The 24,952-nt window shown below is 55.7% G+C and carries 28 protein-coding genes, 2 tRNA genes and 1 pseudogene; 19 read left to right on the plus strand and 12 right to left on the minus strand.

The window, feature by feature from the left end; all coding sequences use genetic code 11:
- Nucleotides 1-3: 3 nt before the first annotated feature.
- From DIT71_RS07740 to DIT71_RS07755, 4 genes are read right to left on the minus strand one after another with little or no spacing between them, the layout of a single operon-like run.
- A complete protein-coding gene (locus DIT71_RS07740) occupies nucleotides 4-606 on the minus strand; it encodes an ABC-type transport auxiliary lipoprotein family protein (RefSeq protein ID WP_114612630.1) in 603 nt (200 codons plus the stop codon).
- Entirely contained in the window at nucleotides 603-1,541 is a 939-nt protein-coding gene (locus DIT71_RS07745) for an MlaD family protein (protein WP_114612631.1), read from the minus strand. The genes DIT71_RS07740 and DIT71_RS07745 overlap by 4 nt, the downstream gene beginning before the upstream one ends.
- An 18-nt stretch (nucleotides 1,542-1,559) precedes the next feature.
- Nucleotides 1,560-2,366: an ABC transporter ATP-binding protein gene (locus tag DIT71_RS07750; protein ID WP_114612632.1), complete on the minus strand. Its 807-nt coding sequence runs from the start codon at nucleotides 2,364-2,366 to the stop codon at nucleotides 1,560-1,562.
- The gene (locus tag DIT71_RS07755) at nucleotides 2,363-3,487 is read right to left on the minus strand and encodes an MlaE family ABC transporter permease (RefSeq protein WP_114612633.1); all 1,125 of its coding nucleotides are present in this window, start codon (nucleotides 3,485-3,487) and stop codon (nucleotides 2,363-2,365) included. Before DIT71_RS07755 ends, DIT71_RS07750 begins: the two co-directional genes overlap by 4 nt.
- A gap of 183 nt (nucleotides 3,488-3,670) precedes the next feature.
- Between DIT71_RS07755 and DIT71_RS07760 the strand changes: the two genes are divergently transcribed.
- Nucleotides 3,671-3,746 (plus strand) — tRNA-Gly (locus DIT71_RS07760).
- 66 nt (nucleotides 3,747-3,812) lie between these two features.
- Nucleotides 3,813-3,886 (plus strand) — tRNA-Cys (locus DIT71_RS07765).
- 153 nt (nucleotides 3,887-4,039) lie between these two features.
- Here DIT71_RS07765 and DIT71_RS17850 read toward each other — a convergent pair.
- From DIT71_RS17850 to DIT71_RS07785, 4 genes are all read right to left on the minus strand, one after another.
- Entirely contained in the window at nucleotides 4,040-4,246 is a 207-nt protein-coding gene (locus DIT71_RS17850; RefSeq protein WP_144114483.1) for a hypothetical protein, read from the minus strand.
- A 5-nt stretch (nucleotides 4,247-4,251) separates the two neighbouring features.
- Complete coding sequence (locus DIT71_RS07770; RefSeq protein ID WP_114612634.1) at nucleotides 4,252-4,686, minus strand: type II toxin-antitoxin system VapC family toxin; 435 nt, start codon at nucleotides 4,684-4,686, stop codon at nucleotides 4,252-4,254.
- On the minus strand, nucleotides 4,686-4,922 hold the full coding sequence (locus tag DIT71_RS07775) for a type II toxin-antitoxin system Phd/YefM family antitoxin (RefSeq protein WP_114612635.1): 237 nt from the start codon (nucleotides 4,920-4,922) through the stop codon (nucleotides 4,686-4,688). Before DIT71_RS07775 ends, DIT71_RS07770 begins: the two co-directional genes overlap by 1 nt.
- Nucleotides 4,923-5,740: 818 nt before the next feature.
- Complete coding sequence (locus DIT71_RS07785) at nucleotides 5,741-6,196, minus strand: Hsp20/alpha crystallin family protein (protein WP_114612637.1); 456 nt, start codon at nucleotides 6,194-6,196, stop codon at nucleotides 5,741-5,743.
- A gap of 180 nt (nucleotides 6,197-6,376) precedes the next feature.
- On the opposite strand from DIT71_RS07785, the gene DIT71_RS07790 reads away from it, so the two are divergent.
- The 6 genes and pseudogenes from DIT71_RS07790 (at nucleotide 6,377) to DIT71_RS07815 (ending at nucleotide 10,577) form a co-directional block, all read left to right on the plus strand.
- Entirely contained in the window at nucleotides 6,377-6,733 is a 357-nt protein-coding gene (locus DIT71_RS07790) for a PilZ domain-containing protein (RefSeq protein WP_114612638.1), read from the plus strand.
- A 131-nt stretch (nucleotides 6,734-6,864) separates the two neighbouring features.
- Nucleotides 6,865-7,047, plus strand: a complete 183-nt coding sequence (locus DIT71_RS07795) for a hypothetical protein (protein ID WP_227538032.1) — start codon at nucleotides 6,865-6,867, stop codon at nucleotides 7,045-7,047.
- Between the two features lie 320 nt (nucleotides 7,048-7,367).
- Nucleotides 7,368-7,841 carry a hypothetical protein gene (locus DIT71_RS07800; RefSeq protein WP_114612640.1) on the plus strand — a complete coding sequence of 158 codons (474 nt, stop codon included), beginning with the start codon at nucleotides 7,368-7,370 and terminating at the stop codon, nucleotides 7,839-7,841.
- A gap of 776 nt (nucleotides 7,842-8,617) precedes the next feature.
- Nucleotides 8,618-8,828: pseudogene (locus tag DIT71_RS18590) on the plus strand (methyl-accepting chemotaxis protein); the annotation flags it as partial.
- Between the two features lie 410 nt (nucleotides 8,829-9,238).
- Complete coding sequence (locus tag DIT71_RS07810) at nucleotides 9,239-9,481, plus strand: hypothetical protein (RefSeq protein WP_114612908.1); 243 nt, start codon at nucleotides 9,239-9,241, stop codon at nucleotides 9,479-9,481.
- Nucleotides 9,482-9,644: 163 nt separating this feature from the next.
- Entirely contained in the window at nucleotides 9,645-10,577 is a 933-nt protein-coding gene (locus tag DIT71_RS07815) for a formate/nitrite transporter family protein (protein ID WP_114612641.1), read from the plus strand.
- 51 nt (nucleotides 10,578-10,628) lie between these two features.
- Here the strand turns inward: DIT71_RS07815 and DIT71_RS07820 are convergent, their stop codons facing one another.
- Complete coding sequence (locus DIT71_RS07820; RefSeq protein WP_114612642.1) at nucleotides 10,629-12,335, minus strand: putative bifunctional diguanylate cyclase/phosphodiesterase; 1,707 nt, start codon at nucleotides 12,333-12,335, stop codon at nucleotides 10,629-10,631.
- 457 nt (nucleotides 12,336-12,792) lie between these two features.
- On the opposite strand from DIT71_RS07820, the gene DIT71_RS07825 reads away from it, so the two are divergent.
- Nucleotides 12,793-13,002 carry a hypothetical protein gene (locus tag DIT71_RS07825; protein WP_114612643.1) on the plus strand — a complete coding sequence of 70 codons (210 nt, stop codon included), beginning with the start codon at nucleotides 12,793-12,795 and terminating at the stop codon, nucleotides 13,000-13,002.
- A gap of 131 nt (nucleotides 13,003-13,133) precedes the next feature.
- Nucleotides 13,134-14,621: a M17 family metallopeptidase gene (locus DIT71_RS07830; RefSeq protein WP_114612644.1), complete on the plus strand. Its 1,488-nt coding sequence runs from the start codon at nucleotides 13,134-13,136 to the stop codon at nucleotides 14,619-14,621.
- 26 nt (nucleotides 14,622-14,647) lie between these two features.
- Here DIT71_RS07830 and DIT71_RS07835 read toward each other — a convergent pair whose 3' ends face one another.
- The 3 genes from DIT71_RS07835 to DIT71_RS07845 form a co-directional block, all read right to left on the minus strand.
- A complete protein-coding gene (locus DIT71_RS07835; protein WP_114612645.1) occupies nucleotides 14,648-15,271 on the minus strand; it encodes an SCO family protein in 624 nt (207 codons plus the stop codon).
- The gene (locus DIT71_RS07840; protein WP_114612646.1) at nucleotides 15,268-16,110 is read right to left on the minus strand and encodes a cytochrome c oxidase assembly protein; all 843 of its coding nucleotides are present in this window, start codon (nucleotides 16,108-16,110) and stop codon (nucleotides 15,268-15,270) included. The genes DIT71_RS07835 and DIT71_RS07840 overlap by 4 nt, the downstream gene beginning before the upstream one ends.
- Before the next feature lie 129 nt (nucleotides 16,111-16,239).
- Complete coding sequence (locus DIT71_RS07845) at nucleotides 16,240-16,887, minus strand: type II secretion system protein N (RefSeq protein ID WP_114612647.1); 648 nt, start codon at nucleotides 16,885-16,887, stop codon at nucleotides 16,240-16,242.
- 196 nt (nucleotides 16,888-17,083) lie between these two features.
- Here DIT71_RS07845 and gspE point away from each other — a divergent pair, with 196 nt between their 5' ends.
- From gspE to gspM, 9 genes are all read left to right on the plus strand, one after another.
- Nucleotides 17,084-18,592, plus strand: a complete 1,509-nt coding sequence (gene gspE / locus DIT71_RS07850) for a type II secretion system ATPase GspE (RefSeq protein WP_114612648.1) — start codon at nucleotides 17,084-17,086, stop codon at nucleotides 18,590-18,592.
- 4 nt (nucleotides 18,593-18,596) lie between these two features.
- The gene (gene gspF, locus DIT71_RS07855) at nucleotides 18,597-19,808 is read left to right on the plus strand and encodes a type II secretion system inner membrane protein GspF (RefSeq protein ID WP_114612649.1); all 1,212 of its coding nucleotides are present in this window, start codon (nucleotides 18,597-18,599) and stop codon (nucleotides 19,806-19,808) included.
- Nucleotides 19,809-19,886: 78 nt separating this feature from the next.
- Nucleotides 19,887-20,324: a type II secretion system major pseudopilin GspG gene (gene gspG / locus DIT71_RS07860; RefSeq protein ID WP_227537998.1), complete on the plus strand. Its 438-nt coding sequence runs from the start codon at nucleotides 19,887-19,889 to the stop codon at nucleotides 20,322-20,324.
- Nucleotides 20,325-20,326: 2 nt separating this feature from the next.
- Nucleotides 20,327-20,860: a type II secretion system minor pseudopilin GspH gene (gene gspH, locus DIT71_RS07865; protein WP_167507451.1), complete on the plus strand. Its 534-nt coding sequence runs from the start codon at nucleotides 20,327-20,329 to the stop codon at nucleotides 20,858-20,860.
- Nucleotides 20,857-21,231 carry a type II secretion system minor pseudopilin GspI gene (gene gspI, locus DIT71_RS07870; protein WP_114612652.1) on the plus strand — a complete coding sequence of 125 codons (375 nt, stop codon included), beginning with the start codon at nucleotides 20,857-20,859 and terminating at the stop codon, nucleotides 21,229-21,231. Before gspH ends, gspI begins: the two co-directional genes overlap by 4 nt.
- Nucleotides 21,231-22,016: a type II secretion system minor pseudopilin GspJ gene (gene gspJ / locus DIT71_RS07875; protein WP_227537999.1), complete on the plus strand. Its 786-nt coding sequence runs from the start codon at nucleotides 21,231-21,233 to the stop codon at nucleotides 22,014-22,016. Before gspI ends, gspJ begins: the two co-directional genes overlap by 1 nt.
- Before the next feature lie 7 nt (nucleotides 22,017-22,023).
- Nucleotides 22,024-23,022 carry a type II secretion system minor pseudopilin GspK gene (gene gspK / locus DIT71_RS07880; protein WP_114612910.1) on the plus strand — a complete coding sequence of 333 codons (999 nt, stop codon included), beginning with the start codon at nucleotides 22,024-22,026 and terminating at the stop codon, nucleotides 23,020-23,022.
- 71 nt (nucleotides 23,023-23,093) lie between these two features.
- Complete coding sequence (gene gspL / locus DIT71_RS07885) at nucleotides 23,094-24,398, plus strand: type II secretion system protein GspL (RefSeq protein ID WP_114612653.1); 1,305 nt, start codon at nucleotides 23,094-23,096, stop codon at nucleotides 24,396-24,398.
- Between the two features lie 4 nt (nucleotides 24,399-24,402).
- Nucleotides 24,403-24,933, plus strand: coding sequence for a type II secretion system protein GspM (gene gspM / locus DIT71_RS07890; protein WP_114612654.1), 531 nt, complete (start codon nucleotides 24,403-24,405; stop codon nucleotides 24,931-24,933).
- The last annotated feature ends 19 nt before the right edge of the window (nucleotides 24,934-24,952 follow it).

The raw sequence follows: 24,952 nt of genomic DNA on the forward strand, positions 1-24,952 counted from the left end.
GACTCAGAACTGCGTCACCGTCCAGTCAATCACCTGCCTGGCCAGTTCATTACTGGCCTTCCCGAAAGCCGCCACCACGCTTTCGATATCCTCTCCCGTGGCCGGATGGCTGGTTCTGAACTGTTTGCTTGCAACGGACTCTCGGCTGCGTTCGTCAATCAGTTGCAGGTTCAGCTCCAGGTGGATAACCGGTTTGCCATCCTGATACTCGGCCTGAAAGCCGGCGAGGTCGCCGGTCAGGGTAAAATCGCTCTGTACGGCGCTGGTGCCGGTTACTACCGTTGCCACCCGCCCATCCTGACGGAACGATTCGAGCAGGTGATTGCCAACAATGACCGGCGCCCGGTTGCTCCAGCGGGAACCCTCATAGGCACGGATCTCATTGGCGTCCGGTTTGACCAGGATGCGGGTGCTGTCGATGGGTGCCACTGCCAGGGGCGTCGAGACCCGCAGGGTCCTGTCGACGGAGTCAGCAACGGGCTCCTGCACTGCCGGCGCCGGCAACTGGAATATCCGGTGAGCCGGCTGGTCCGGAAAAATGGTGCAGGCGGTCAGAGATATTGCTGCCAAGGTGGCAACCAGTAAACGTATCAATACGACAGTCACGGATTAAACTCCTGGATAGGGTCGCGGCCCAGCAGAAGGCCTGTCGGGTCGTCTTCAAAGCGATAGATCACACTGTTGAGGCTTCGCAGGGTATTGCGCAGTTCCCGCATCGCGGGGGCAAGTTCTGCAGCGCCCTGCATACCCTGGTCCAGTGCACCAGCATTTCTGGCGGTAAGTTCGTTCAGCCGGGCAGTGGAGGCATCCAGGGAATCCATGGCGCTCTGCGCGGTGGCGAATAACTGCCTACCCTCATTGTCCAGCAGGGAATTTGCCGTAACGCCAAAGCGGCGAAAGGTTTCCAGAGTGGCTTTGGTCTGGCCACTGAGCTGATCAAAGCTGCTCACCAGCCTGCTCAGCTCTTCCCGCTGCTCCAGCAGGCCCGCTGTCATGGCCTCGATATTTTTAAGGCTGCGGGTGAGGTTACTGGCATTCTCTGGCGAGATCATGGCATTGGCGTTCGACAATACCTTGTCCAGTTTGGCAAAAAGCTCCTCACTGCTGGACATGAGCGTACTGAACGTTGATGGTTCAGCACGAATAGTGGGCGGTGAACTGCGATCACCGTCAAGCGTGCGGCTGTCCGGAGTTCCGCCTTTGAGCTCGATGCTCATGCTGCCGGTGATATTGGTCAGAGCGAGCCCGGCGCGCGTGTCCTCCTTGATCGGTACATCACTGTAGACCCGGATAAGCGCCCGCACATTGCGGGGATCTTCGGGGTCCAGTCTCAGTTCGGAGACATCACCCACCTCAATTCCGCTGTATTTGACTGGGCTTCCCTCCGACAGCCCGCTTACACCACGGTTAAAAATGACCTCGTACCAGGCGTACTCGCGATCCGCGCTGCTTTTACCGAGCCAGAGTGCGAATACCAGCGCGCTGGCGAGAAAGACCAACGTAAACAGTCCAATCAGGACATGATGTGCTCTGGGTTCCATCTCAGCAGTTCTCCCGATTCATTCAACATTTCCGGTTGTGGCTGTCCTTGCGCGATGGACAGCCCGGCCTCGCGGGCCGTGGAAGTAGTCGCGGATCCAGGGGTCGTCGGTAGCCTCAACGGTCTCGAGCGGTCCCTCAACCAGCACGCGCTTGTTGGATAATACGGCCACCCGATCACAGGTACTGTACAGGGTATCCAGGTCGTGGGTGACCAGAAACACGCTAAAGCCCAGGGCGTCTCTCAAGGTAACGATCAGCCGGTCGAAGGCCGCAGCACCAATGGGATCCAGCCCGGCTGTGGGCTCATCAAGAAACAGAACTTCCGGATCCAGTGCCAGTGCCCTTGCCAGGGCCGCCCTTTTAACCATGCCACCGGATAGCTGGGCGGGGACCATGACCGATGCATTGGCGGGAAGGCCTACCAGCGCCAGCTTGACCCTGGCCAGATGCTCCGCGTCGTTCCGGGACAGTCTTGCATGTTCGATCAACGGCAAGGCAACATTTTCCTGCAGCGTCAGCGACGAAAAAAGGGCGCCACTCTGGAACAGCACGCCAAAGCGCCGCTCGACCCGGGAGCGCTGGTCCGGCGAGAGCGCCTGCAGCTCCTGGCCGAAAACCTCAATGACTCCGGAGTCTGGCTGAAGGAGCCCCACAATACTGCGCAACAACACAGACTTACCGGTCCCAGAGCCGCCGACAACACCCAGTATCTCCCGGCGATAGAGGTCGAGATCCAGGTTCTTGTGGACCTCGGTACTGCCGAAGCGGTTGCAAAGCGACCGGACTCGGATCACTACATCCTGTTTCGAGGCCTGTTGACTCACCAACCCATCTCCATGAAGAAAATCGCTGCAATGGAGTCCAGCAGGATTACCATGAAGATCGACTGTACCACGGCGGAGGTGGTGTGCTCACCGACCGACTCGGCACTGCCGCTTGCCTTGAATCCCTCGAGGCAGCCAATCACTGCGATAACAAAGGCAAAAACCGGGGCTTTTCCAAGCCCAACCAGGAAATGAGTAGTGCTGACATCGGTTGCCAGGATGTTAAGGATCTGGGGGATCGATATATCCAGTGTCATCACGCACACAAGGGAACCACCAACGATGCCACTGATCATGCCGACAAAGGTGAGTATCGGCAGCGAGATTACCATTGCCAGTACCCGGGGAATCACCAGAAGCTCAATCGGGCTCAGGCCGAACGTCCGCAACGCATCGATTTCCTCATTGGCCTTCATGGAGCCAAGCTGGGCGGTGAAGGCGCTGGCTGTTCGGCCCGCCATAAGGATAGCGGCCAGCAGCACGCCGAATTCCCGTAAAAAGGAGAACGCCACCAGATTGACCGTGTAAATGGTTGCGCCGAAGTCATCCAGAATGGTTGCGCCCAGAAAGGCCACAACCGCACCCACCAGGAAGGTCAGCAGGGCAACGATGGGCAGCGCGTTGAGTCCGGTCTGATGAATGTGGGCGACCAGAGACGTCATTCTCCAGCGCCAGGGCTTAGGAGAGATGGCGGCTATTGTCGCCAGGATCTGACCGGTAAATCCCATCAGCAGACGTTGCTGGCCCCAGTAACCTTCAACCTGCTGACCAAGCCTGGCAAGAAAGGCGGCAATGGGCGACCGCTGCCGGGGCCAGTCCTTATCGGGTGTAGCCATGGCATCAGCCACCAACTGCAACAGGTCTCGGCGCTCAGGGGGAAGTCCCGATGCTTCATCGGTCAGCGCTTCCAACCTTTTTGCGCCAAGCAGGTCAGCCAGCAAAGAGGCGCCTGCTGTGTCCAGGGCCCCAATGGAGCTGAGCTCCGGGGAATGGTCAGCCATTTTCTCTGATGCCATTGCAGCATCTACTTCCTGCTTTAATCTGGCATAGTTCGCCAGTGTCCAGTCGCCAGTGATGATGAGGCGATCAGTGTGATACTCGAGCTGGCCGGGTGAGGGCATCTGAAGTTCCTGTGTCCGTGTTCAGGAAAAAATGGGTGCGTGCTCCTGATACTAGCGGAAATTCTATCATCGGGTTGCCTGTCCTTTGTGTGAAAAACAGTCAGAACCTGAAGTAAAACAGAAAGTTGAAAAAAGTGGTTGACGACAACAGCCGAATCCGTAGAATACGCTCTCGTTGATCAAGCGGGAATAGCTCAGTTGGTAGAGCACAACCTTGCCAAGGTTGGGGTCGCGAGTTCGAATCTCGTTTCCCGCTCCAATTAACACGGTCTCTCAATGCCCACCTGAGAGCATAAAAGTTACGAATCCCCTTCGGACTTTTCCCGGCGCGGTGGCAGAGTGGTTATGCAGCGGACTGCAACTCCGTTAACGCCGGTTCGATTCCGACCCGCGCCTCCATTATTATCCTTTAAAATCAATAAGCTAAATTGGCTCAGTTTAGTTGAGTTTCTCACCCAAAAAATACCCAAATTAAACCCAAAATATTATCCGCTTCAATGCTTGGCAGAAGAGCGAATCACCGAATGCGCAAAGCATCTTGAACAAGCTTGGTTAGCTGTCTGGTGTGACCAGAAAAACAGCCTCTTGCTCTAACGCTTTACCGCTCAGCTTAAGGGCCTCAATAAGCTCCAGCACCTCATCCGGTTCCTGATCCAAATTTAAACTTTCCTCGGCATTGGCAATATATCTAAGATTATTTCGCCATACCGTTTCCCATTGCTCAAAAAGTGTTCGAGTGAGGTGTTTTGGGCTTGCCATGGTGCTCAGTCGCCCTTTGAAGCAAGACGGGCGTCTATGCCAAAGAAAATGGCCGCGTTTACCAACGCTTCATCCTCACTGATTAGTTGAGCCTGGTGATGTTCTGCGCATGCCAAGTGCAGTGCATCCAACGTCCTCAAGCTTGTCTTCCTTGTGCCAATCCAGTGGCTGGCCCGTTTATAGTGGGCGGTTTCAATGGGGCGCAGGCTGAAGCGCCCATGGCTGACATCATCATGGAATGCACTTTCGATCCGGTTCGCCTGGGGTTCGCTGAGCTCTCCCATCCGAATCCATCGGCCCAGTGCGCTTGCCACCTCGACTTCCGTCAGGTGTCTGATAAGAACCGGCTGGGTTTGCGACTCAAGCAATGCCTGAACTCGATCGCTAGCGTGCTCTTGTCTGTAGTAGGGGAGAACGGCGCTCGTGTCGAAGTACAGCATTAATAGCGCTCTTCGTCTCCGAGTTCCCGCACCGCATGGGCAGAGCTTTCCCGGACCGGTGGCAGAGATGCCCTGAGTTCCGAACGGTTTGGAAACTGAATCTTTTCGGGCAAGGCCGCGGTCAGGCGTGCGGCAGGTTTACCGTGGCGCAGAATGACAACCTCTTCTCCTGCGGCCACAGCGTCCAAAAGATTTGAGAGCTTTTCCCGAGTTTCCCGAACATTGATCGTTTGCATGATTCTCACCCTATTTGTGTACACAATGAGCGTACTCTTAGTAGAAGTTCCATAGCAATCAGGTCCGTTGGAGATTTTTTTGGTTTTATCTGACTCACTCAGAAACTTTCTGTTCCCGCTCAAATCTGATCATTGTCCTCGCCCGCTTGGGCGGCTTGATCAACCGATAATGATTTCGCATGGCCTGTGTTTCATGGCCGCCTTTGTCGTTTTCTCCTTGGCTCAGGAACTCCTCGGTCAGTCCTTTCTTGTGGAGGTCTCTAAGGTAGTACATGCCTCCATAGCCCGCTTTCTTGCAGGCATCTCGCCAGGCGCCCTGCATCATTCTGTGTTTTACTAGTTGGGCTCTGGAACGCTTGTCGAAGTGACGTGGATACACCCGGAGAAACTCGCTAACGATGGCCTCTTTCTACTTAAATACTACAAACCATTTTCATAGGTCAGGCAGAGCCTCGTTCATCTCTAACTCGATACCGATTTTGGTTTCGTGTCGGGCAAACCGTGCTTCCTGTTCTAAACCTTTCGCGCTCAGCTTGGTGGATTTGGAGGCCACAACCAATATCAACTGCAAGAACATTAGCGTGGAGGCCAAGGGCGGTACCAGGCCATAATTGCCAGAGATTTTGAACGTTTTATCGGTCGCCTCGCGCGAGCGGGGCGGGTCTCAACGCGGCGGATGAAAATGGTGAGGCGATCCTCAACCTGCCATCACGGTCCCTTGCAGCCTTGCTCCAAGGAGGCACTCAAAAAGGTCGAAGCGAAAGCAACGGCAGAGTCCGGGAACTGAACCCGGCTCTGCTCTTTCTGGCCGGGCCGGTTTACTGAACGTCCACTTCAATAGCCTTGGGTTCAGCGGGCTCGGTCTTGGTCAATGTCAGGGACAAAACGCCATCCTTGAAACTGGCCTTGACGCTGTCTTCGTCCACATTTTCGGGCAGGGTAAATCGACGCAGGAAGCTGCCGTAGAACCGCTCAACGCGGTGCTGCTTCTTGTCGTCGGTCTCTTCTTCCTGTTTCCGCTCACCCTCAATGCTTAAAACGCCGTTCTGCACAGTGACTTTCACGTCGTCCTTGGACATACCCGGTAATTCTGCCTCGATATTGAAGGCCTCCGGGGTTTCCTTGATATCCACGGCCGGGGTCCAGTCGCTGCTGCTGAACAGGTCTTTGCCTTCCCGTTCATCGCTGCCGCGTGACAGGCCAAGTAGCCGGTTGTAACGGGTCATCAGGTCATCGAATTCCCTGACCGGATTCCAGCGGGTTATGTTAGCCATACCAATCTCCTCCTGAGAATGTGTGCTCCTTGAGTGTAGGATCGCAAGGCAATTTTTGCAGCGACGCCTGCCACAAATAAGGTTGTTTTTTGAGCGGTGTCAAAAAAAGCGTAAAGCTATGTACGCTACCGTACAGACAATGTCAGCGAGTGACATACTTGCGGAATCACGGAGGAAAACATGGAACACAGACTGAGTAAACGCACAGATGGAAAGCTTGGCGTGCTGGTTTGTAAACGCGGCATGCCCGTGGCAACCGGACAGATCCGGGATGCATCAAAACGGGGACTCTTTATTGCCACAGACTACACCGATGTTCAGCTGAACCAGACCCTGGAACTCGAATTCCGCTTTCCTGACAAACAGGAAAAGCAGTTTCGCCGGCTCACAGGGCATGTTGTCCGCAAGTCAGAAAATGGCGTTGGCGTCGATTTCGATGGCGTTGAAAATGACACCTTTACCATTTTTTCACTGATCGACTGGCTTGAGAAACACCACAGGTCGACGAGCCATTTCCGCGTTCGCCAGCAAGCCTAAGGATCACCAGTAAACGCCCATGTTTATCAGCCTATTATCGATATCCGCTTTGGAGCCATATCCGGGGCAGAAGCGTTACTCCGAAGGCGCGATCTTGATCAGGCCCTTCCGATCGACATCTGAAAGGGATAATCGCTATGGCTCACGTTATGGGCGTTCAGGTGGTTGCAGTACGCGTTGAAAGCGACGAGCAATTGCAATCCTTCTCCCGTGCTGTCTGGGATTATGCTCAGGGCTTTCTGTTCTTCCGGCCCCTAAGCCAGGATGTTTTCGAGGCATTACTAAGTCCGGATCGCCAGCAAGAGGCTTCTTGACGGCGTTCGGCTCAAGGTGCGTTCTCCGTTCGCTTACCAATAGCGAATTTGGTCCACTTTAAAGCTGAAGGAAACATCGTCGACTGGAAAGCATTCGCCAAAAAATATTCAACGATTCGAACCTGAAACAATACTGCAACCATTGCTCGTTATTCTATGCACGATGTTGCTAAACATCATCGTGTTTTCGATAAGTAAAACTATGTTGCCGGGGGGCTCCTCCCGGATTTTTTAACGGGTCTCCTGTCTTCAGAGGCGGCAACGTAAAGCTTTTTCGGGCACCGTTGGGGCCCAGCCGAACACTGTATTCAGGGAGCGCAATGAGTGACAGACAAGACCATCACCAAGCTCTGCAGGCACTGTACCTCTCTTCAGCGTCTGGGGCCTGGGTCCGCCCCAATCTCGATCTTGAAAGCGGGGTTTGCTCAGTATCGGTCAGACTCACTCCAGAGGCCTCCACCCCATGGGGACCTGTAAAAGACACTGTCATCTTTCAGCTTCTTCTGGATTCAGCAGCACTGGCTGCCAATACCCAGGAAACATCGCTACTGGTTAAATGCGATAAGTTCGAGTTCTCTCCCTTCCAGCCCCTTCATGAGTGCCGGGTTGCTTCGGTCTCCAGAGTGAGCCATTTTAGCCTGCATCGATGGACAGTTGAATCAACGTTGTATGACGACGCCGAGAAGGAGATTTCATGGGGGCGTAGCTGGTTCTCCAGGTCTGACGTCTTGTTAAAGACCATCGCCCCTTACAAAAACCAGTTCCTGAAATTACGACAGGACTGGAGTAAGTAATTCTGACGGATTGAGTTTACTGGTTGGGTGCAGGTCACGAAATCATTCCCTGAATGTCATCTAAATGTCACCATCTGTGCGCAGTATCGGCCCTTTATTTGACCAGGGGGCACCATGCTCAAAACCGTTCGCAGTAGATTCTCTTCTTTTCATTCCTTTCAGTCTTTGCGCTCTCGGCCGTGGCCCTGTTGTCCTGGTCAATCATCATCAAGGCAGAAACCGCAGCTGAACAGCTGATACAGAATCGACTCACAGAATCCTGGCTACTGAACGATCTGGAACAGGATCTCCGTCATTTGCAGGACCTTTCCTACAAGATCAAAGGCCAGTTGTTGCTTTGGGATGAAATCGAACAGGAACTCGCAGCCCTTTCAGAGTCGATACCCACGAAGTGGGGCGCCATTGAACAGAATGTGCAGCTGGACCAATGGGCGGAGGAGCATGAACGTGTTTTTGAGCCGGTCGATTTGTATCTTGATAAGCTCGGGGAGGGAGTTCGCGAGAAAAGCTACTATCAGGCAGGTAAAGCCGTGGACTTTGAGCTCTTTCCTGCCTTGTCGCCAATGCTCGAAAGCATCGGCGCGCGGGAGGTGGCCAGTCGTGCACGGATAAGCCAGGAGTCCAGCGAATTGTTGGAGTATCTGAGTAGCCAGCAGGTGTTCCTGATCACCGGGTTCATCATTTTTCTGCTGGTTATTGTTCTGATGACCTTATGGCTGAGAAAGATCGTGATTATTCGGCTGCAGCGTATCGAACAGGACCTGACGGAATCGACGCTCAAGATCGAAAAGGTCATTGGCGTTATCGCAGATATGCCTGAGCGGATGAATCTGTTGGCGCTGAATGCTGCGATCGAGGCGGCGAGAGCGGGTGAGCACGGCCGCGGGTTTGCGGTGGTTGCTGATGAGGTCCGCACGTTATCAAAGCGCACTGCCGATTCCACGGGAGAAATCCGCCAGTGGGTAGGTGATCTGGTCTCAGGCGTGCAGGGTGTTGATCATCAGATTGCGGAAATGAAGGAGGCCGCGCTTGGCGACCACGCCGCAACGCTGGCACGCAGTGTCGCTGATAGCAGGGAGATCAGCGTGGTATTGAAACAGGAAGCACTTTCGATGAGTGATCTTACCGCCCGCTTTCGCACCTCTGCTGATTGTTAATGCAGACAACCCCGGATCATCATCAGAGGCACTCTAGTTGAGCCTCAGATTTTCCGCCATAGGATGTGAAATAGAGCGTGTCGTTAATCGCGTCGCCGGATCTATAGGGATTATTGGCTGGTTGTTTTTTATTCAAAAACAGTCTTGGGACAGGTCAAGCCAATGCTGCAAGTCTCGGATATACTGATTCTCATTTCATGGCTATTCCTTCACCAGTCTGACTGTAAGGGAGTTTATCCTGTGAATTCTGACCTTTTAAATCATGCCCTTTTTAACGCACCGAACGTTACGCTTCAGGAAATCAGCGGGGAAGATTCCAGCGAAGGAGGCTCGGACATCAGCAGATCGTCGTTCGAAATGCTCTCAGAGCGAGGTGAAGTGATCGGCTATATCAAGGCCTGGCACGACGATGATGATTATGCAGGTTTCGTCCACTTTGACTCTGCAGGCAACGTCGTCGATTGGAAAACGTTCAAAAAGTAGATTCCGACTTTTTCTTGCCCTTAACATGAGCAGATTATTCCGCTGTGATCAGTCTTTTATCAACCGAATACAGTTTCTAAGCTATCATTATGTGTAAGCCAACTTCCCAGTAGGCTTGGTTTGCAGCAGCACAAGTGTTTTCGGGTGGCTAAAGGACGGTCGAATGAGTGACGGGGACAAGCATCGGAATTCCTCCCCCGAAAAGAAAGCCAGGGAGGCCGCAGACGATCAGGAGTCTCGCGCCAGGGTCGAGGATCGCGAATCGCGCGAACAGACACCGACATCGAGCGAAAAGTCACTGACTCCGAAAGAGCGGGATACCGTCGCCGAACACGGCAAACTTTCGTCGCTGACCGTTTACTCCATCATCATGCGCGAGGGCGAATCGGAGCTGCAACGCCCGAAAATCTCGCTCTGGTGGTCCGGTGTGGCTGCGGGGTTCGGTATTTCGACCTCGGTACTCGTTGAGGGCATCATCCGCTCCAATCTGGGCTCAGAGCACCCCTACCTCACGCTGATTGAAAGCCTGGGCTACTCGTTCGGGTTTGTTCTCGTGATCCTGTGCCGGCTTCAGCTGTTCACCGAGAACACCATCACTGTTGTACTGCCGGTTCTGGCCCAACCGACCCGTAATCGGCTCTATCGCACTGCGCGCCTTTGGGCAATTGTACTCGCTGCGAATTTGTGTGGCACGTTTATTACTGCCACCATCGTCGTCCATGGCGGCATTCTTTCCGGGGACACCTACGCGGCGATTCTTGAGATATCGCACCACCTGGCCACATTGACCCCGGCCGAAACACTTTTGCGCGGCATTCCGTCAGGCTTTTTCATAGCAGCCATAGTGTGGATGCTGCCTTCTGCGAAGGGCTCCGAGGTGCTGGTTATCGTCATGTTTACCTGGTTGATCGCGGCGGGTGAGTTCACCCATGTTATCGCCGGCTCGAACGAGATTTTCACTCTGGTGCTCAATGGGGAAATGAGCATCTTTATCGCTTTGACCTATCATATCTCCCCGGTGCTTGCCGGCAACATTCTTGGCGGTACCTGTTTGTTCGCGATGCTGGCCTATGGCCAGGTTCATGAAGAAATGTGATAAAGCGCCTGGAGCGCAACGGGAAGTGCGCCCGCAGCAGGGGAGACAATTCTATATCAGCATCTGGTCCGCCGGCATGGGCTTGGCGTAAAGAAACCCCTGGGCCAGATCACAGCCCAGACTCTTGACCAGACGGTCCTGTTCAGGGGTTTCCACGCCTTCGACGACCACGCTCAGACCAAGACTGTGCCCGACCGTAATCATGGCCTGCATGATAGCCATATCACTATCATTTTCCATGGCGTGGTGGAGGAAGCTTCTGTCAATCTTGAGGCTGCAAACCGGCAATTTCCGCAAATAAACAAGGGACGAATAACCGGTTCCAAAATCGTCAATAGAAATATGCACGCCAGCCTGTTTCAGTCTTTCCAGCTGCCTGATCTGCCCATCATCCCCACCAATGACTTCGTTTTCGGTCAGTTCCAGGCCGAGTTGGGAAGGTTTCAGCTCATGATTTTTCAGAGTCTGCAGAATTTGCTCAGCCAGATTCGGATTCGTCAGTTGCCTGCCCGATAGATTGATATCAACCCGTACCGTTTCCAGTGCCGTACCCTGCCAGGCCTTAAGCTGCCGGCAGGCCGCTTCGATGACCCAATCTCCTATACGATGAATCAGCCCCGATTTTTCCGCCACCGGAATAAAAACAGTCGGCGAGACGGGGCAGGAACTTCCGTCCGAGCAACGTAACAGCGCCTCACAGGAACCGAAGCCGCCGTATCTCAGATCTATCTGCGGCTGAAAGTGCAGTTGCAGACTGTTGGCTGCGAGCGCACGGTGCAGCAGTGCCGTAATTTCCTGATAATGAACCAGTCGATCATTAATGTCTGAGGTGTAAAAACAGATACTGTTCTTGCCATTTTCTTTGGCCTGATACATGGCGGCATCGGCATTCCCCATCAGTTCAGCCGCCGTCGCGCCATCGCCCGGAAACAGGCTGACACCGAAACTGGCGGTCACCTGATAGCAGTCCCCATCCAGAACAAAGCCCGCATCCAGTTTGCTGATCAGGCGTTGAAGAAGTTCGTGTATACGTTCTGGCGCAGTCACATCAAATAACAACAACACAAACTCATCACCGCCAAACCGGCTCAGCAGATCATAACTGCGAATTTCTGTTTTCAGGGCTTCGGCAACCGCCTTGAGCAGCTTGTCTCCATAATGATGACCGAGGGTGTCATTGATCAGCTTGAAATTGTCCAGGTCAATGAACACGACCGCCATGACCCGGTCCGTCCGCTCGGCTTCGGCCAGACGAGCGGATAATTCAACCTCCATCAACCGTCGGTTGGGTAGCTGGGTTAAATCGTCGAAGCTTGCCATCCTGTAGAGCTCGTCCCTGGCCCTTTTCTGTTCCAGCAGGCTGATATCAATGCAGAACATTTCGCAATCACCGGTATCCTGCTTGATCATCACATGACTGGAGTAGACGGGAACAAGGTGACCGTTCTTGTGCTTGAGCTCGATTTCTTCTGCAGGAAGACTGATATTTTCATCCAGCCAGCTCTGGTGAGCCTTTATGACGTCTTCTCGCATATGGTCAGGAATAATAAGATCTTCCAGTAACTGCCCCTGGGCCTCCTCTCGGGTGTAGCCGTAAAGGCGCCGGCTCGCCTCGTTCCAATAAATGACCTGGCGCTGTTTGTTGTAGCCCTGTACCGCGACCATTGGCAGGCTTTCGATCAGCTCATAGAACTTTTGCTCACTTTGCTTGACCGCAGACAGCGACTGTTCATTATTCGGGGCTAAGGAACGGGGCATTAACAGGCTCTTTGCATCTGGGGCACCAACTGTACCTCTGAATAGGTTCTCAGAGACGGGAATAGTGAAATCTTAAATTTCGTACAGGAAGTATACAGCTGATTTTTCAGGCTGCCTAACGTCGGTGCACCGCGCTTTAACGTATACACGACTGACGATGATGTGCATGAATCGGGGGAAGACGCGCCGTTATGACGGCAATTGCCGGAAAAATGCTACAGGGCGAGGTTGAGATGAGCCTTGATTTCACACAAAACGTAATAAACCGAAACAACCCGTTACTTAAGCTCATAACCCGGTATTGGTTGAATAGGCAAATACCGATATGGAACCTCATTATGCGGTTTAATCGATTGCCTGGCCCCTCGCCAGCCCCTAAAATTCGCCGCTCAGACAGCTCCTGATGATATTCGTTGAGGCGCAATTGGCAACCCGGACAACACAAGGCTCTTCCCTGATGGAACACGTAAATGAAATCAGCGCCGTCGAACCCGAGGACATCTCCTTTGATGCCGTCGAGATCGCCGGGCTCGTCGTTCCCCTGCTTTTTGCGATCATGGCAATTGTGCTGGTGGCTCTTGCCCCTGACTCGACTGGGGTAGCCTCAAAAGATCCCAAAACCGAGTCACAGCGTGTGGAGCTGGTCCAACAGATCCAGAAACGATAATTCCCCTCCGGCTAAAACCCGGCAGCACGAAGCCGGGCCCAGCATAGTTAGCCCAGCTCACTGTCCTATCCCCGGGTAAAACCAACTATACTCCAGCCAATGTCATTCAGGCTTACCATGGAGTATTTCTTATGAAACCAGAGTTTTCCGGTCTACCCTTATTGTTGCTCCAGAAAGACGACTCAATACCTGATGCCTGGGATATTGAACCGGCAGAAGGTGTTGTCATACTGGTTCCTGACGCCAACCGCGGAGCCATAGGCGGTACACCCTGGGCTGAATTCCTGGGAAAGCGCCTGTCAGCCTATCCGGAAACCACCAATCCGGTGTTTCTCTCCACGCCTGATGGTGGGCGAGCGGCGGTTGTTTTCGTGTCAGAACACCTCCAGGCATTCAAAGCACTGACTCTGGCCCGGAAGATCATCGGCCCCTTGCTCGCCGAGCGTCTGGAAGCAGTCAACGTCATCTCCCTGCTGGGTGATGACCCGTCCGGGAGTGCCATCGCAGAAGCCCTTGTGGCGGCGGCCCACGCAGCCCTTTTTGAGCTGCCCAGAGTTACCGACAAACCGCCTGAATCGAACAGCCTGAACGCACTCCGCTTTTTCGGGAATTTCGAAAACGCTGACTTTGAATACGCCGAAGCAACGGCTGAGGGCAACAACCTGGCTCGCTGGTTAACCCACCTGCCGGGCAACTATCTGACGCCGGGAATCTATCGGGAGTTTGCCGAGTCACTGGCCCGTGAGGAAGGCTGGCAAGCCCAATTCTATGACCGCGACAAGCTGGAAGAGTTGGGGGCAGGGGCCTTTCTTTCCGTTGTCGAGGCCAGCCCGGTCAGGGATGCCGGCATACTCCATCTGCAATATCGTCCGGAGGGGGCTGAGGGGAAACCGCTCGCGCTTGTCGGTAAAGGGATCTGTTTTGACACCGGTGGCAGTAACCTGAAAGTGGGCGGCGGCATGCTGGGGATGCATGGTGATATGCAGGGCAGTGCTGTCGCGCTCGGTGCCTTTCTTGCTATCACCCGTATGAAATTTGACGAGCCGGTGGACTGTTGGCTGGCGTTGGCGGAGAACCACATCGGATCCCGGGCAGTCAAATGCAATGATGTGATTACGGCGTTGGATGGCACCACCATCGAGCTGATTAACACGGATGCTGAGGGTCGAATGGTGCTGTCGGATACACTGGCACTTGTATCACGCGGAAAACCCCGTGCCATCATCGATTATGCGACGCTGACCGGCAGTGTGGTAGCGGCTCTGGGCCAGCGAATGGCCGGTGCCATAACCAATCGCCGCGAGTGGGTCGAACCAATCATCCAGGCCGGTGAGCGTTGCGGTGAACGGGTCTGGCCGTTCCCGTATGAAGACGATTACGACGAAGACCTGCACTCAACAGTTGCTGACACATTGCAGTGCAGAACCGCCGGGCCGGGCGATCATATCTATGCGGCACGCCTGCTCGGACGCTTCGTTGATAAGGGAATCGGCTGGGTTCATGTGGATATGGCCTCTTCCGGCACCCACAAAGGTGGGCTTGCTCATATTCCAACAGACCTGCAAGGATTCGGCGTGCGCTTTGGAGTGGAGTGGCTTAAAAAGTTGGCGATCGAGTGATTCGGGAGTACTGAAAATATCTCGCTTCAGCTTTTGCTTTCCTGAGCCAGCGCAACCAGGTCTGTCCGGATGTCCTCGACACTCAGGTCAGGCCTGAACAGAAGGCGGGCATTTCCCTCCCGGTCGAACACATAAACAGCGCCGCTGTGTGAGACGTTGTAGTTGCCTTCTGCATCCGGATCATCGTAGCCAAAGGTGGTGCGGTAGCGTTTGCTCAGTTCCCGCAGTACTTTTTCTTCGCCGGTCAGGCCGATGGCTCTCTCGCTGAAGAAATCCACGTAACTGGCAATGCGTTCCGGCGTATCCCGACGTGGGTCCACGCTGACGAAGACAATCCGGGCATCCTGCTGCAGCTCGCCAGGCATCTCCTTGACGGCGCGGGAGAGCTTCTGGAGCGTGGCAGGGCAGACATCGGGGCAGGAGGTAAAGCCGAAGAACAGCATCCGGATTTCGCCGTCGGTTTCATTGGCGGTGAGAGTGTCGCCGGAGGTATCCGTCAGCTCGAAAGCCAGTTCCGGCATCAGTCCGCTGATATCCTTGCCGCGCCAGGCCCCATCGTCGCCGAAGCAGCCAGCCAGGAGAAATGCTGTGGCAATGACGGCGGCGATTGGCAGGGTCCCTTGCCGGCGTGAACGACACTCAATACTCATGGATGGGATGCCTCCAGATTTTCGGAAAGGGGCGCTACCTTACCGTCTTCCCGCATGGCGCGGCGAAGAATGATCAGTATGCCGAGAATGCTCATCATGGCAGGCGGAATCCAGGTGAGCAGGCCGCCCAGGAGCTGGTCCGTCTCAGGCGGCATCGGCCAGGCACGACCGCAGACCTCGTAGACATCGTAGACCATGCCCCGAGAGAAAACGATGGTGGCGCCCAGAATCATCTGGGGAATCGCCACCAGGGCCAGCAGCAAAATGCGTTTGCCATAGCCGAGGGCATCGCTGGTGACCGGTGAGCGCGGGTCGAAGATCAGCCACCAGAACAGCAGACCGTCAAGCAGCATGCTCCAGTTCATCACCCAGTAAAGGTCGCGGCTGAGCATGGCGTCAAAATGGATGGGCGGCCACAACCAGAAATAAATCAGTCCCACGAACAGGAACGATGCAATGGCAGGATGTTGCAGGAACCGGTATAGCCACCCCAGAGGTCTTAGTATGTGCCTTACACCGGGCTTGATTCGACTGTAGAGAAAACGCATCACCGGCAGGGGATTGGAAAGCGCAATCAGGATCGGCCCCAGGTGGTGAAGAATCAGGTGCTGGCCCCGGTGCACAAAGAACATATACTGGGAGTAGTAATCGAACCGGGTCTGCATGACGCCGTAGCAAATCATCACGCCCACAACAAACACCAGTATACGGCCACTGCCGGGCCGGTCTGCTTCCGGCATTTTCAGCAGCCCATAGCCATAGAAGCCCAGCACGAGCGCGAAGCCCAATATCGTCACTGGCGAAAAATCGTATGGTATCAGGTAGTCTGCAACGGCCATCGGGGCTGCCTTTAGGAATGCTGCCAAAGACTTATTGAATACTCTGGTACTGAACCAGGGAATTGTTGTTTTAGATTATTCAGAGTTTTACCGGACTGACGGCCAATTTCAAGAGATTGTTGGGCGTGCTCAGTTGTTTCGCAGCCGTTCACGAAGCTGTTCCAGGCGTTGGCGAATTTCTTCCCGGCGTTGTTCGCTGGAATCCGGGGACGAAGACTGGCCGGCATTCAACGGCTGCGACTGCATCTGCGAATCATCTTCGCTGCGGGAGGTCTGGCTGGGTGCCACGGAGACTCCGGAGCGGTCTTCATTCTCCGGGAAATAAAGGTTTTCGAGTTTGCCGCTCCGTTCAATAATGACACGATTGGCGCGCACCGAACGCAGTGTGGCATTGCCCGGCAGTTCATCGCCTACAAGATAGGCTTCGGTTTTACTCTTGTCGTCCTCGATCAGTGCGCTGCCGGGGAAATCGCCTGAGGCCGCCAGTACCCCTCTCAGATAGAGGCGGAGGTTGGTTTCCGGCAGGTTTTCGGTGTCCGGCTCGGCCTGGGTGCCCGTCTCTCCGGGCTTCCCGAAAAGAGCAAGGGAAGCCAGATTGACATCCGGCTTTTGCTGGGCCCCGGTCGTTGTCTGGGCGCTCACGGAGGCGGACAGGTTTGTGGTCGTGTCGGTTTCATTCTGCCAGAAACGATATCCCTGCCAGGCTGTCACAGTAATCATGCCGATGCCTGCGACGATGGCGAGTAACAGTGGTAACCTCGAGCTGGTTAAAAGCATTGAACGTCCCGAAATAAAACAGGTGAGAGCCGACAAAAGGCCCACAGGTTATCAGACTGGAAAGTTTTATTGGTTACATAGTGTATAGAGTTATTCAGCGCTTCCATATCCTATGGTAGCCTTTCTGAGTTAATTGAATAAAAAGGGATTCTGGAGCTCTAGTCTTCCGGCCCCGGCAACAACATCGAGGACGATCTTGGACATAGACACCGAACTTCAGGCCCAGGATGCTCCGGTAGGCCGTCTTCCCTTCACGTTCGCCAAACGCAACGGCGTGATTCTGACCCGTGACGACGATGGTGACCCGGTTATTCTGGTGCGTCCGGGGGCCGGCCATTCTGCGCTGGCCGAGGCCAATCGCATCAGTGGTGGCCGCGCCAGATTTTCCACCATTGAGCCCGCTCGGTTTGATGCCGCACTGAATGCGGCCTACCAGAACGATTCCGCCGAAGCGATGCAAATGGTGGAGGGTATTGGTGACGACATGGATCTGGCCTCTCTGGCGGATTCCGTGCCGGAAACCGAGGATCTGCTGGAGCAGGAAGACGATGCGCCGATCATTCGGCTGATCAACGCCATTCTGACGGAGGCGGTCAAGACCAGCGCCTCGGACGTTCACATTGAAACCTATGAAACCCGCCTGGTGGTCCGCTTCCGGGTGGATGGTGTGCTGCGGGAGGTGGTTCAGCCCAAGCGCGCGCTGGCGCCGTTGCTGGTGTCCCGCATCAAGGTCATGGCAAAACTGGACATTGCCGAAAAACGCGTTCCCCAGGACGGTCGTATCGCCCTTCGTGTGGCCGGCCGGGAAGTCGATATCCGTGTCTCAACCATGCCGTCTTCCAGTGGCGAGCGGGTGGTGCTGCGCCTGCTGGACAAGCAGGCCGGGAATATTCGCCTGGAATCCCTGGGCATGGCCGGCAACGACCTGAAGGTACTGCGTAAGATGATCTATCGTCCTTACGGCATCCTGCTGGTTACCGGCCCGACGGGTTCCGGTAAGTCGACAACTCTGTACGCGTCGCTTCAGGAAATAAACGACCGCAGCCGCAATATTCTGACGGTCGAGGACCCCATCGAGTATAACCTGCCGGGTATCGGTCAGACCCAGGTCAACACCAAGGTGGATATGACCTTTGCCCGGGGGTTGCGTGCCATTCTGCGCCAGGACCCGGACGTGGTAATGATCGGTGAGATCCGCGACCTGGAAACCGCAGAAATCGCGGTTCAGGCCAGCCTGACCGGCCATCTTGTGTTATCCACCCTGCATACGAATACTGCCGTGGGCGCCATTACCCGTCTTATGGACATGGGTATCGAGCCGTTCCTGATCTCCTCCAGCCTGGTGGGGATCGTAGCCCAGCGCCTGGTGCGTGTGCTATGCAAGGATTGCCGGGAACCCTATGAGCCCAGCGAGGAGCACTGCGAGTTTCTTCAGCAGGATCCTGCAAACCCGCCTACCATCTACCGCTCCACAGGTTGCGAACACTGCAACCAGCTGGGCTACCGTGGCCGTATTGGTATCTATGAGGTGGCTGAGGTGAATGAGGAGATCAGCTCGCTGATCCACAAGCGGGCAGGGGAGCTTGATCTGGAGCACGAGGCCCGGCTCCACGGTCCGAGTATTCACGCCGATGGCGTTCAGAAGATCCTGGATGGGGTAACCACGGTTGAAGAGGTCCTTCGTGTGACCCACCGGAGCAAGTAGATTCATGCCAGCGTTCGAATACAAAGCTCTTGATAGCCGTGGCAAGCAGAAACAGGGAGTGGTCGAGGCGGATGCACCGCGGGCGGTGCGTCAGCAGCTGCGCGAAAGGGGGCTGACGCCGCTGGCAGTGGAGCCGGCCACCGAAAAACAGACCCGCAGTAACCCATTGAGCAGTCGGGGCGGTCTGGCGACGGCGGACCTTGCGCTGATTACGCGGCAACTGGCGACCCTGATACAGTCCGGCATTCCCATTGAACAGGCCCTGTCGGCAGCAGCCCAGCAGTCGTCCAGCCCGCGGATCCGCAGCATGCTGATCGCCATCCGTGCCAAAGTCATGGAAGGCTACAGCCTGGCCGACAGTCTCGGGGAATTTCCGAGGGCCTTTCCGCGGCTTTATCGCTCCACCGTCGCAGCCGGCGAGCACGCCGGGCATCTGGACCTGGTACTCAACCGGCTGGCGGATTACACCGAAGCGCGCCAGGAATCCCGCCAGAAGATCCAGCTTGCGGCCATTTACCCGATTATTCTCAGTGTGGTCGCCATTGCCATTGTGGTCTTCCTGCTGACTTACGTGGTGCCGGACATTATTGAAGTGTTTGTGAAGCAGGGGCAGGAATTACCGGCACTGACGTCAGCCATGCTGGCGGTATCGGACTTTCTGGGAAATTACGGTATCTATCTGCTGATACTGATCATAGGCGGTATTGCGGCATTCCGGTGGTCCTTGCGCAAACCCGCGTTCCGGCTCAAATTTCACAAAAGCCTGCTAAACATGCCGCTGTTGGCCGGTATGGTTCGTGGGGTCAATACAGCCCGTTACGCCAGTACACTCAGCATTCTCACCACCAGTGGTGTGCCCCTGGTGGATGCCATGCGAATTGCTGGCGAGGTATTATCAAACGATTACCTGCGTCAGGAGTTGAAGGATGCGGCAAGGAAGGTAAGCGAGGGCGGTTCTTTGCACCGCTCACTGGACCAGACCGGCTATTTCCCGCCGATGATGCTGCATATGATCGCCAGCGGGGAGGCCAGCGGCGAACTGGACAGCATGCTGGAGCGCACGGCTTCCATGCAGGAGAATACCCTGCAGTCGAAAATCGCGGCCATTGTCGGACTGTTCGAGCCGATGATGCTGCTATTAATGGGCGTGGTGGTTCTCATCATTGTATTGGCCATCATGCTCCCGATTCTCAACATGAGTAACCTGGTTGGATAGCCTTCCTTCTGGCTACTGTCCTCCGGTGCATTTTCAAACCCAGACACATGGAACAATGGAATAATGAAGAGCACGACAATGACATATCAGACCGCACAACGGGGTTTTACCCTGATCGAAATCATGGTGGTAATGGTTATTCTGGGCCTGCTGGTTGCCATTGTGGCTCCAAATATCATGGGACGCAGCGACCAGGCCAGGGTAACTGTGGCCGAAACACAGATGAGCAACATTGCCAATGCCCTTGACCTCTACCGTCTTGACAACAGTCATTACCCATCCACACAGCAGGGTCTGGAAGCGCTGGTCTCCGAGCCTAGTGGCAGCCCGGAGCCAAGGAACTGGAACCCGGAAGGCTATCTCAACAGTGTTCCCGAGGACCCCTGGGGCAATGAATATCAGTACGTCAGCCCCGGCACCGAAGGGCCCTATGACCTTTACTCCTATGGTGCGGATGGTCGCGAGGGTGGCGAGGGCGACGACGCCGATATCAGCGTCTGGAATGTCAGGGACTGATTGTGCAAACCAGGACACAACAGTCAGGCTTTACGCTGATCGAGATTCTCGTAGTCCTGGTAGTGGTGGGTTTGCTGGCATCCCTGGCGGTTATGTCCATGGGCGGGAGTTCCCGCGACCGGGAACTGGAGAACGAAATACGGGAACTGTATCTTCTGATGCAGACCGCCTCGGAGCAGGCCGTGCTCAACAACACCGAACTGGGCCTGGTGCTCGAGGATGAAGGCTACCGCTTTGTGGCCTGGGAAGAGCAGGGCAGTGAGTGGAAGGTGCCAGCGGAACCGATGTTCCGGATGCGAGGGCTCCCCGAGTGGATAACGGTCACCGAGTATGTCGAAAATGACACCCCCAGGCTGGCCTCGGACGAAGACCGCCTGCGGCCTGACGTTGTGTTTTTTTCCAGTGGCGAGACCACGCCGTTTGAACTGGAATTCACCCTTGGTCGCGACGACGCCAGGATGCACACCATCTCCTCGGACGGGTTTTCCCCGCTGGCATGGCGTTACCCGGGCAGTGAAGAGAACAGCGGCTCATGAGTCCCCAGCGCGGCTTTACACTGATAGAAGTCCTGGTTGCGCTGCTGGTGTTCGGCCTGATCGCAACGGCAGCGGCGGAGGTTGGCAGCCAGTATATTTCCAGTTACGAACGCATACGGGATAAAACCCTCGCCGGCTGGGTTGCCGATAACCGAATCAATGAGCTCAGGCTGCAGGAAAACCTCCCGGAGATCTCTGAAAATACCGACGACATGGACTACGGTCCCTACCGCTGGCAGGTCAGGACCGCTGTGCTGGGCACTGAAGACCCATCCATACTGCGAGTGGAAGTCACCGTTGCACGCTTTCGCGGCAATGAGTCTAATCCGCCCCCGGTCCACACACTCTCTGCTTTTATTGGTGAGAGCTGATGGCCGTCATGTTGCCCGCACACTCCTGGTCAGGGCGGCCGGTTACCGGTAACGGTTTCACGCTTATGGAAATGCTGATTGCGGTCACCATTACCGCCGTCATTGGCCTTGGTGTGTGGCAGGTATTGGGTAACGTGGTTTCGTCACGGGACCGGGTGAATGAGGTTGCTGATCAGTTCGATGCCGTTCAACGGACCATGCTGCTTCTGGAGCGTGATATCACGCAGATAGTCAATCGGCCCGGCCGTGACATCTACGGCGACTTCAATCCGGCCGTGACCAGTCGTGAGGATGATTTTGCCCTGATGCTCACCCGCCAGGGCTGGCGGAATCCCCTGGGTACCCGCCGCAGCACGTTACAGCGGGTTGCCTGGGAATACACCGGCGATGAGCTTCGCCGTCGCTACTGGGTGTCTGTTGACCAGGGCCAGGAAGACAACAGTCAGGACACGGTGCTGTTGTCGGATGTGACCGGTTTTGCGGTCCGATTCCTGGACGATGAGCGTAACTGGCGTGACAACTGGCCCGATGACGCCAGTATGGCAAGCCTGAGCCCTGGCACACGCCCGACCATCCCGCTGCCGCTCGGCATTGAGATTACCCTCGAGCATGAGCGTTTTGGTGAACTGGTGCGGACGTTCACGCTGCCGGATTTCGATATCAGCCAGGCTCAGGGCGTTATCAATGCGGTGAATGAATCGCAAGATGAGCAGGAAGACACCCAGCCGGAGGACGATGCCCAGCAGGACAGCTCCCAGACCGGGGGAAACAATGCCGGAGGCTAATCCACTGATGCTTCGCTCACCCGCCAGTCGCCAGGGCGGCGTTGCGCTGATCATGGTGCTGCTGGCCATGGCACTGGTGGTGATGCTGGCCGCCGGGATGACGCAGCAACAAAGTGTGCGGGTGTTTCGCGCCAGCCATTATCTCGCCCAGCAGCAGGGTCATAGTGTCGCCCTGGGGGCCGAAGCCTTTGCGCGACAGATCCTCGTTCGGGATTTCGAGGAGGACAAGGAAAATAACAGCCTGGTAGACAGCCTCGACGAGTTCTGGGCCCGGAACGCGGCGATATTGCCCCTGGATAACAACGGTGTTGCGGAAGTACAGATCGACGGCCTGGGGGGAAGGATCAACCTCAATGACCTGGTGCGCAGTGACGGCCAGGTTGATGCGGTGGTCCGGGACCGGCTGACCCGGCTGTTGCAGGTATTGGAGATCAGCACGGTGAATGTTGACGCCCTGATTGACTGGATCGATCCCGATGACCAGACGGTCAGTGCCTACGGCGCCGAAGATGGCCAGTACCTGATGCAGGAACCTGCCTACCGGGCCGGAAACCAGCCGTTTGTGACAGTTTCAGAGTTGCGGCTGATCGATGGCATGACCGAAGAGGCCTATCAGGCTCTGCGGCCCAATGTAACAGCCCTGCCGGTTGCGGGTCTGGGTATTAACGTCAATACCGCTTCGGCGGCCGTGTTGCGTTCCCTGCACGAGGAACTGACACAGGCACAGGCAGACGCTATTCTTGAGAGGCGTCAGGAGGAGCGCTTCGAGAGTCTTCAGGATTTCCTGGCGCTGCCGGAATTCGCAGGCCTGGGTCTCAAGTCCACAGGGCTTGGACTGCAGACGCGATTTTTTGAAGTGGTATCCCGGATTACCTACGATGGCCGGGTTGCCAATCTGGTCAGCACCGTTTATCGCAGTCCCGAGGGCGAGATGCAGACTGTGCGTCGGGATACCGGCCAGAAAAACCGGATCACGAAAGAGCCATACAGCATCTCCGGGCAGTAGCTTTGGCCTCCTGGAATACCACTGATACCGACAATTAAGACCCCGAGGGGTTGAAAAGGAAACTGTTCAGAATGTCCTATCGCCTTTATGTCAGGCCCCTGCAACCTTTCGCGGTTCCTGACGCCACCCCGGAAGCCCAGCTGTACAACTGGGTTCTGCTCGATGCCAGCGGAGATGCCCAGGCCCGCGGGACGGCGGATCGAAGAGAAGACATTGAGCAGACACTGGCTCAGAACGACCTTGAGAGCGTAAGGCTGGTGGGCCTGATCCCGGGCGAGGAGGCGCTTTTTTGCCTGGCGGATATTCCGGCCAGGCAAACTCGCTTTGTTCACCAAGCATTGCCCTATGCGGTCGAGGAGCAGATAGCCCAGGATATTGAGAGTGTTCATCTTGCTCTGGGAAATCGCACCGAAAAAGGGTTCCGGGTAGCCGCTGTCGACCACAACCGGATGGCGGAGTGGGTCGCGATGTTCAGCGGCTGGGCGTACCTGAAGCTTGAAGCGATCTACCCCGATGCCGGGCTACTGCCGCTTACCGAGGGGGGGTGGTCAATCTGCCTGGATGGCGAAACCATCATGTTGGCGAGTGATCAGGGCGAATGGCTCAGTGTTCAGGCCCGAAACCTCACCATGTTCACTCAGACACTGGCCCTGCCACCGTCTGATGACGTTGTTGTGGAGGTGCCGGTAACGGTTTACGGCACCGAACAGGAGTTCGAACATCAGCAGCCCGATCTCGTGGAGCTCAAATCTTCAGCGCGCCTGACGGTCAGAGAGCAAATCCTGGAGCTGATGCCATTGGAACTGCTGGCACACGCCCACCATCATCATCTGTGTCAGCCGATCAATCTCTGTCAGGGTGAGTACAGCATTCGCACCCGCAAGTCCGGTACCCTGGGCCCTTGGAAGCCGCTGCTGGCGGTCGCCAGTGTCTGGTTTGTGATCCAGATCGGTGTCGAGGTGGGTATGGGCCTGTATCACCAGCAAAAGGCTGATCAGACCCGGGAACAAGCCATGGCTATATATCGACAGGCGTTTCCCGATGACTCGAGAACCCACGCAGGCAATGTTCGCAGGGTTGTCGAAGGTCAGTTGCGCCAGATGCAGACGGATGGCCCCGATGCCGGGTTTATCACGCTTATGAAATACACCGGGGAACAGTATTCACGAATACCGGACACAGGCTCGGTGATGTTCAATTCGGTCAATTACAGCAGCAATCGTGGCGAGCTGGTTGTGGATGTGCGGGCCGATAGTTATGGCAAGTTGAGCACGCTGCGAAACGGTCTTACAAGCCGGGGCCTGAGAGCGGAAATAGGCTCAGTGGTGAACGAATCCGATGGCGCCCGCGGTCGATTGACGGTTTCAGGAGGGTAACGGCATGTTGGACAGAATCCGTGAACAACCGGCAGTGGGCAAGCTGATCGCCCAGTATGATCAGTTACCCCGCAGGGACCAGCAGGCGCTGACGGTTTTGGCGATTGCCGTCTTGCTGGGTATCCTCTATTTTGCCGTCTGGACACCGGCGGTGAATTTCCATGACCAGTCACTCAGCGAACGGGAGCGCTCAGCCGAGCTTCTGGCCTGGCTTGAGACCAATCGGGATTCACTGGAGCAATTGTCCGGTGCCACGGGTGGCCAGGGTAATTCCGCAATTGATACGCCCGCAGACGGACGTGCGCTGATGTCCCTGGTTACCCGCAGTGCCGGAGAGGCGGGGCTGTCGCTGCAGCGTTTCGAACCGAGCGGTGATAACGCCATAAGAGTCTGGCTTGAGCGAGCGCCCTTTACCGAAGTGGCGAGCTGGCTCGAGCAGCTGAATACCGGGCACGGTGTTCAGATAGACCAGGCCTCCATGGATCGACAGAATGACCCCGGCATGGTATCCGTACGCCTGACTTTAACAATCTGAGACGAACGCTGGAGAACAC

Source organism: Marinobacter vulgaris, from assembly GCF_003344045.1.
Taxonomy (GTDB): domain Bacteria; phylum Pseudomonadota; class Gammaproteobacteria; order Pseudomonadales; family Oleiphilaceae; genus Marinobacter; species Marinobacter vulgaris.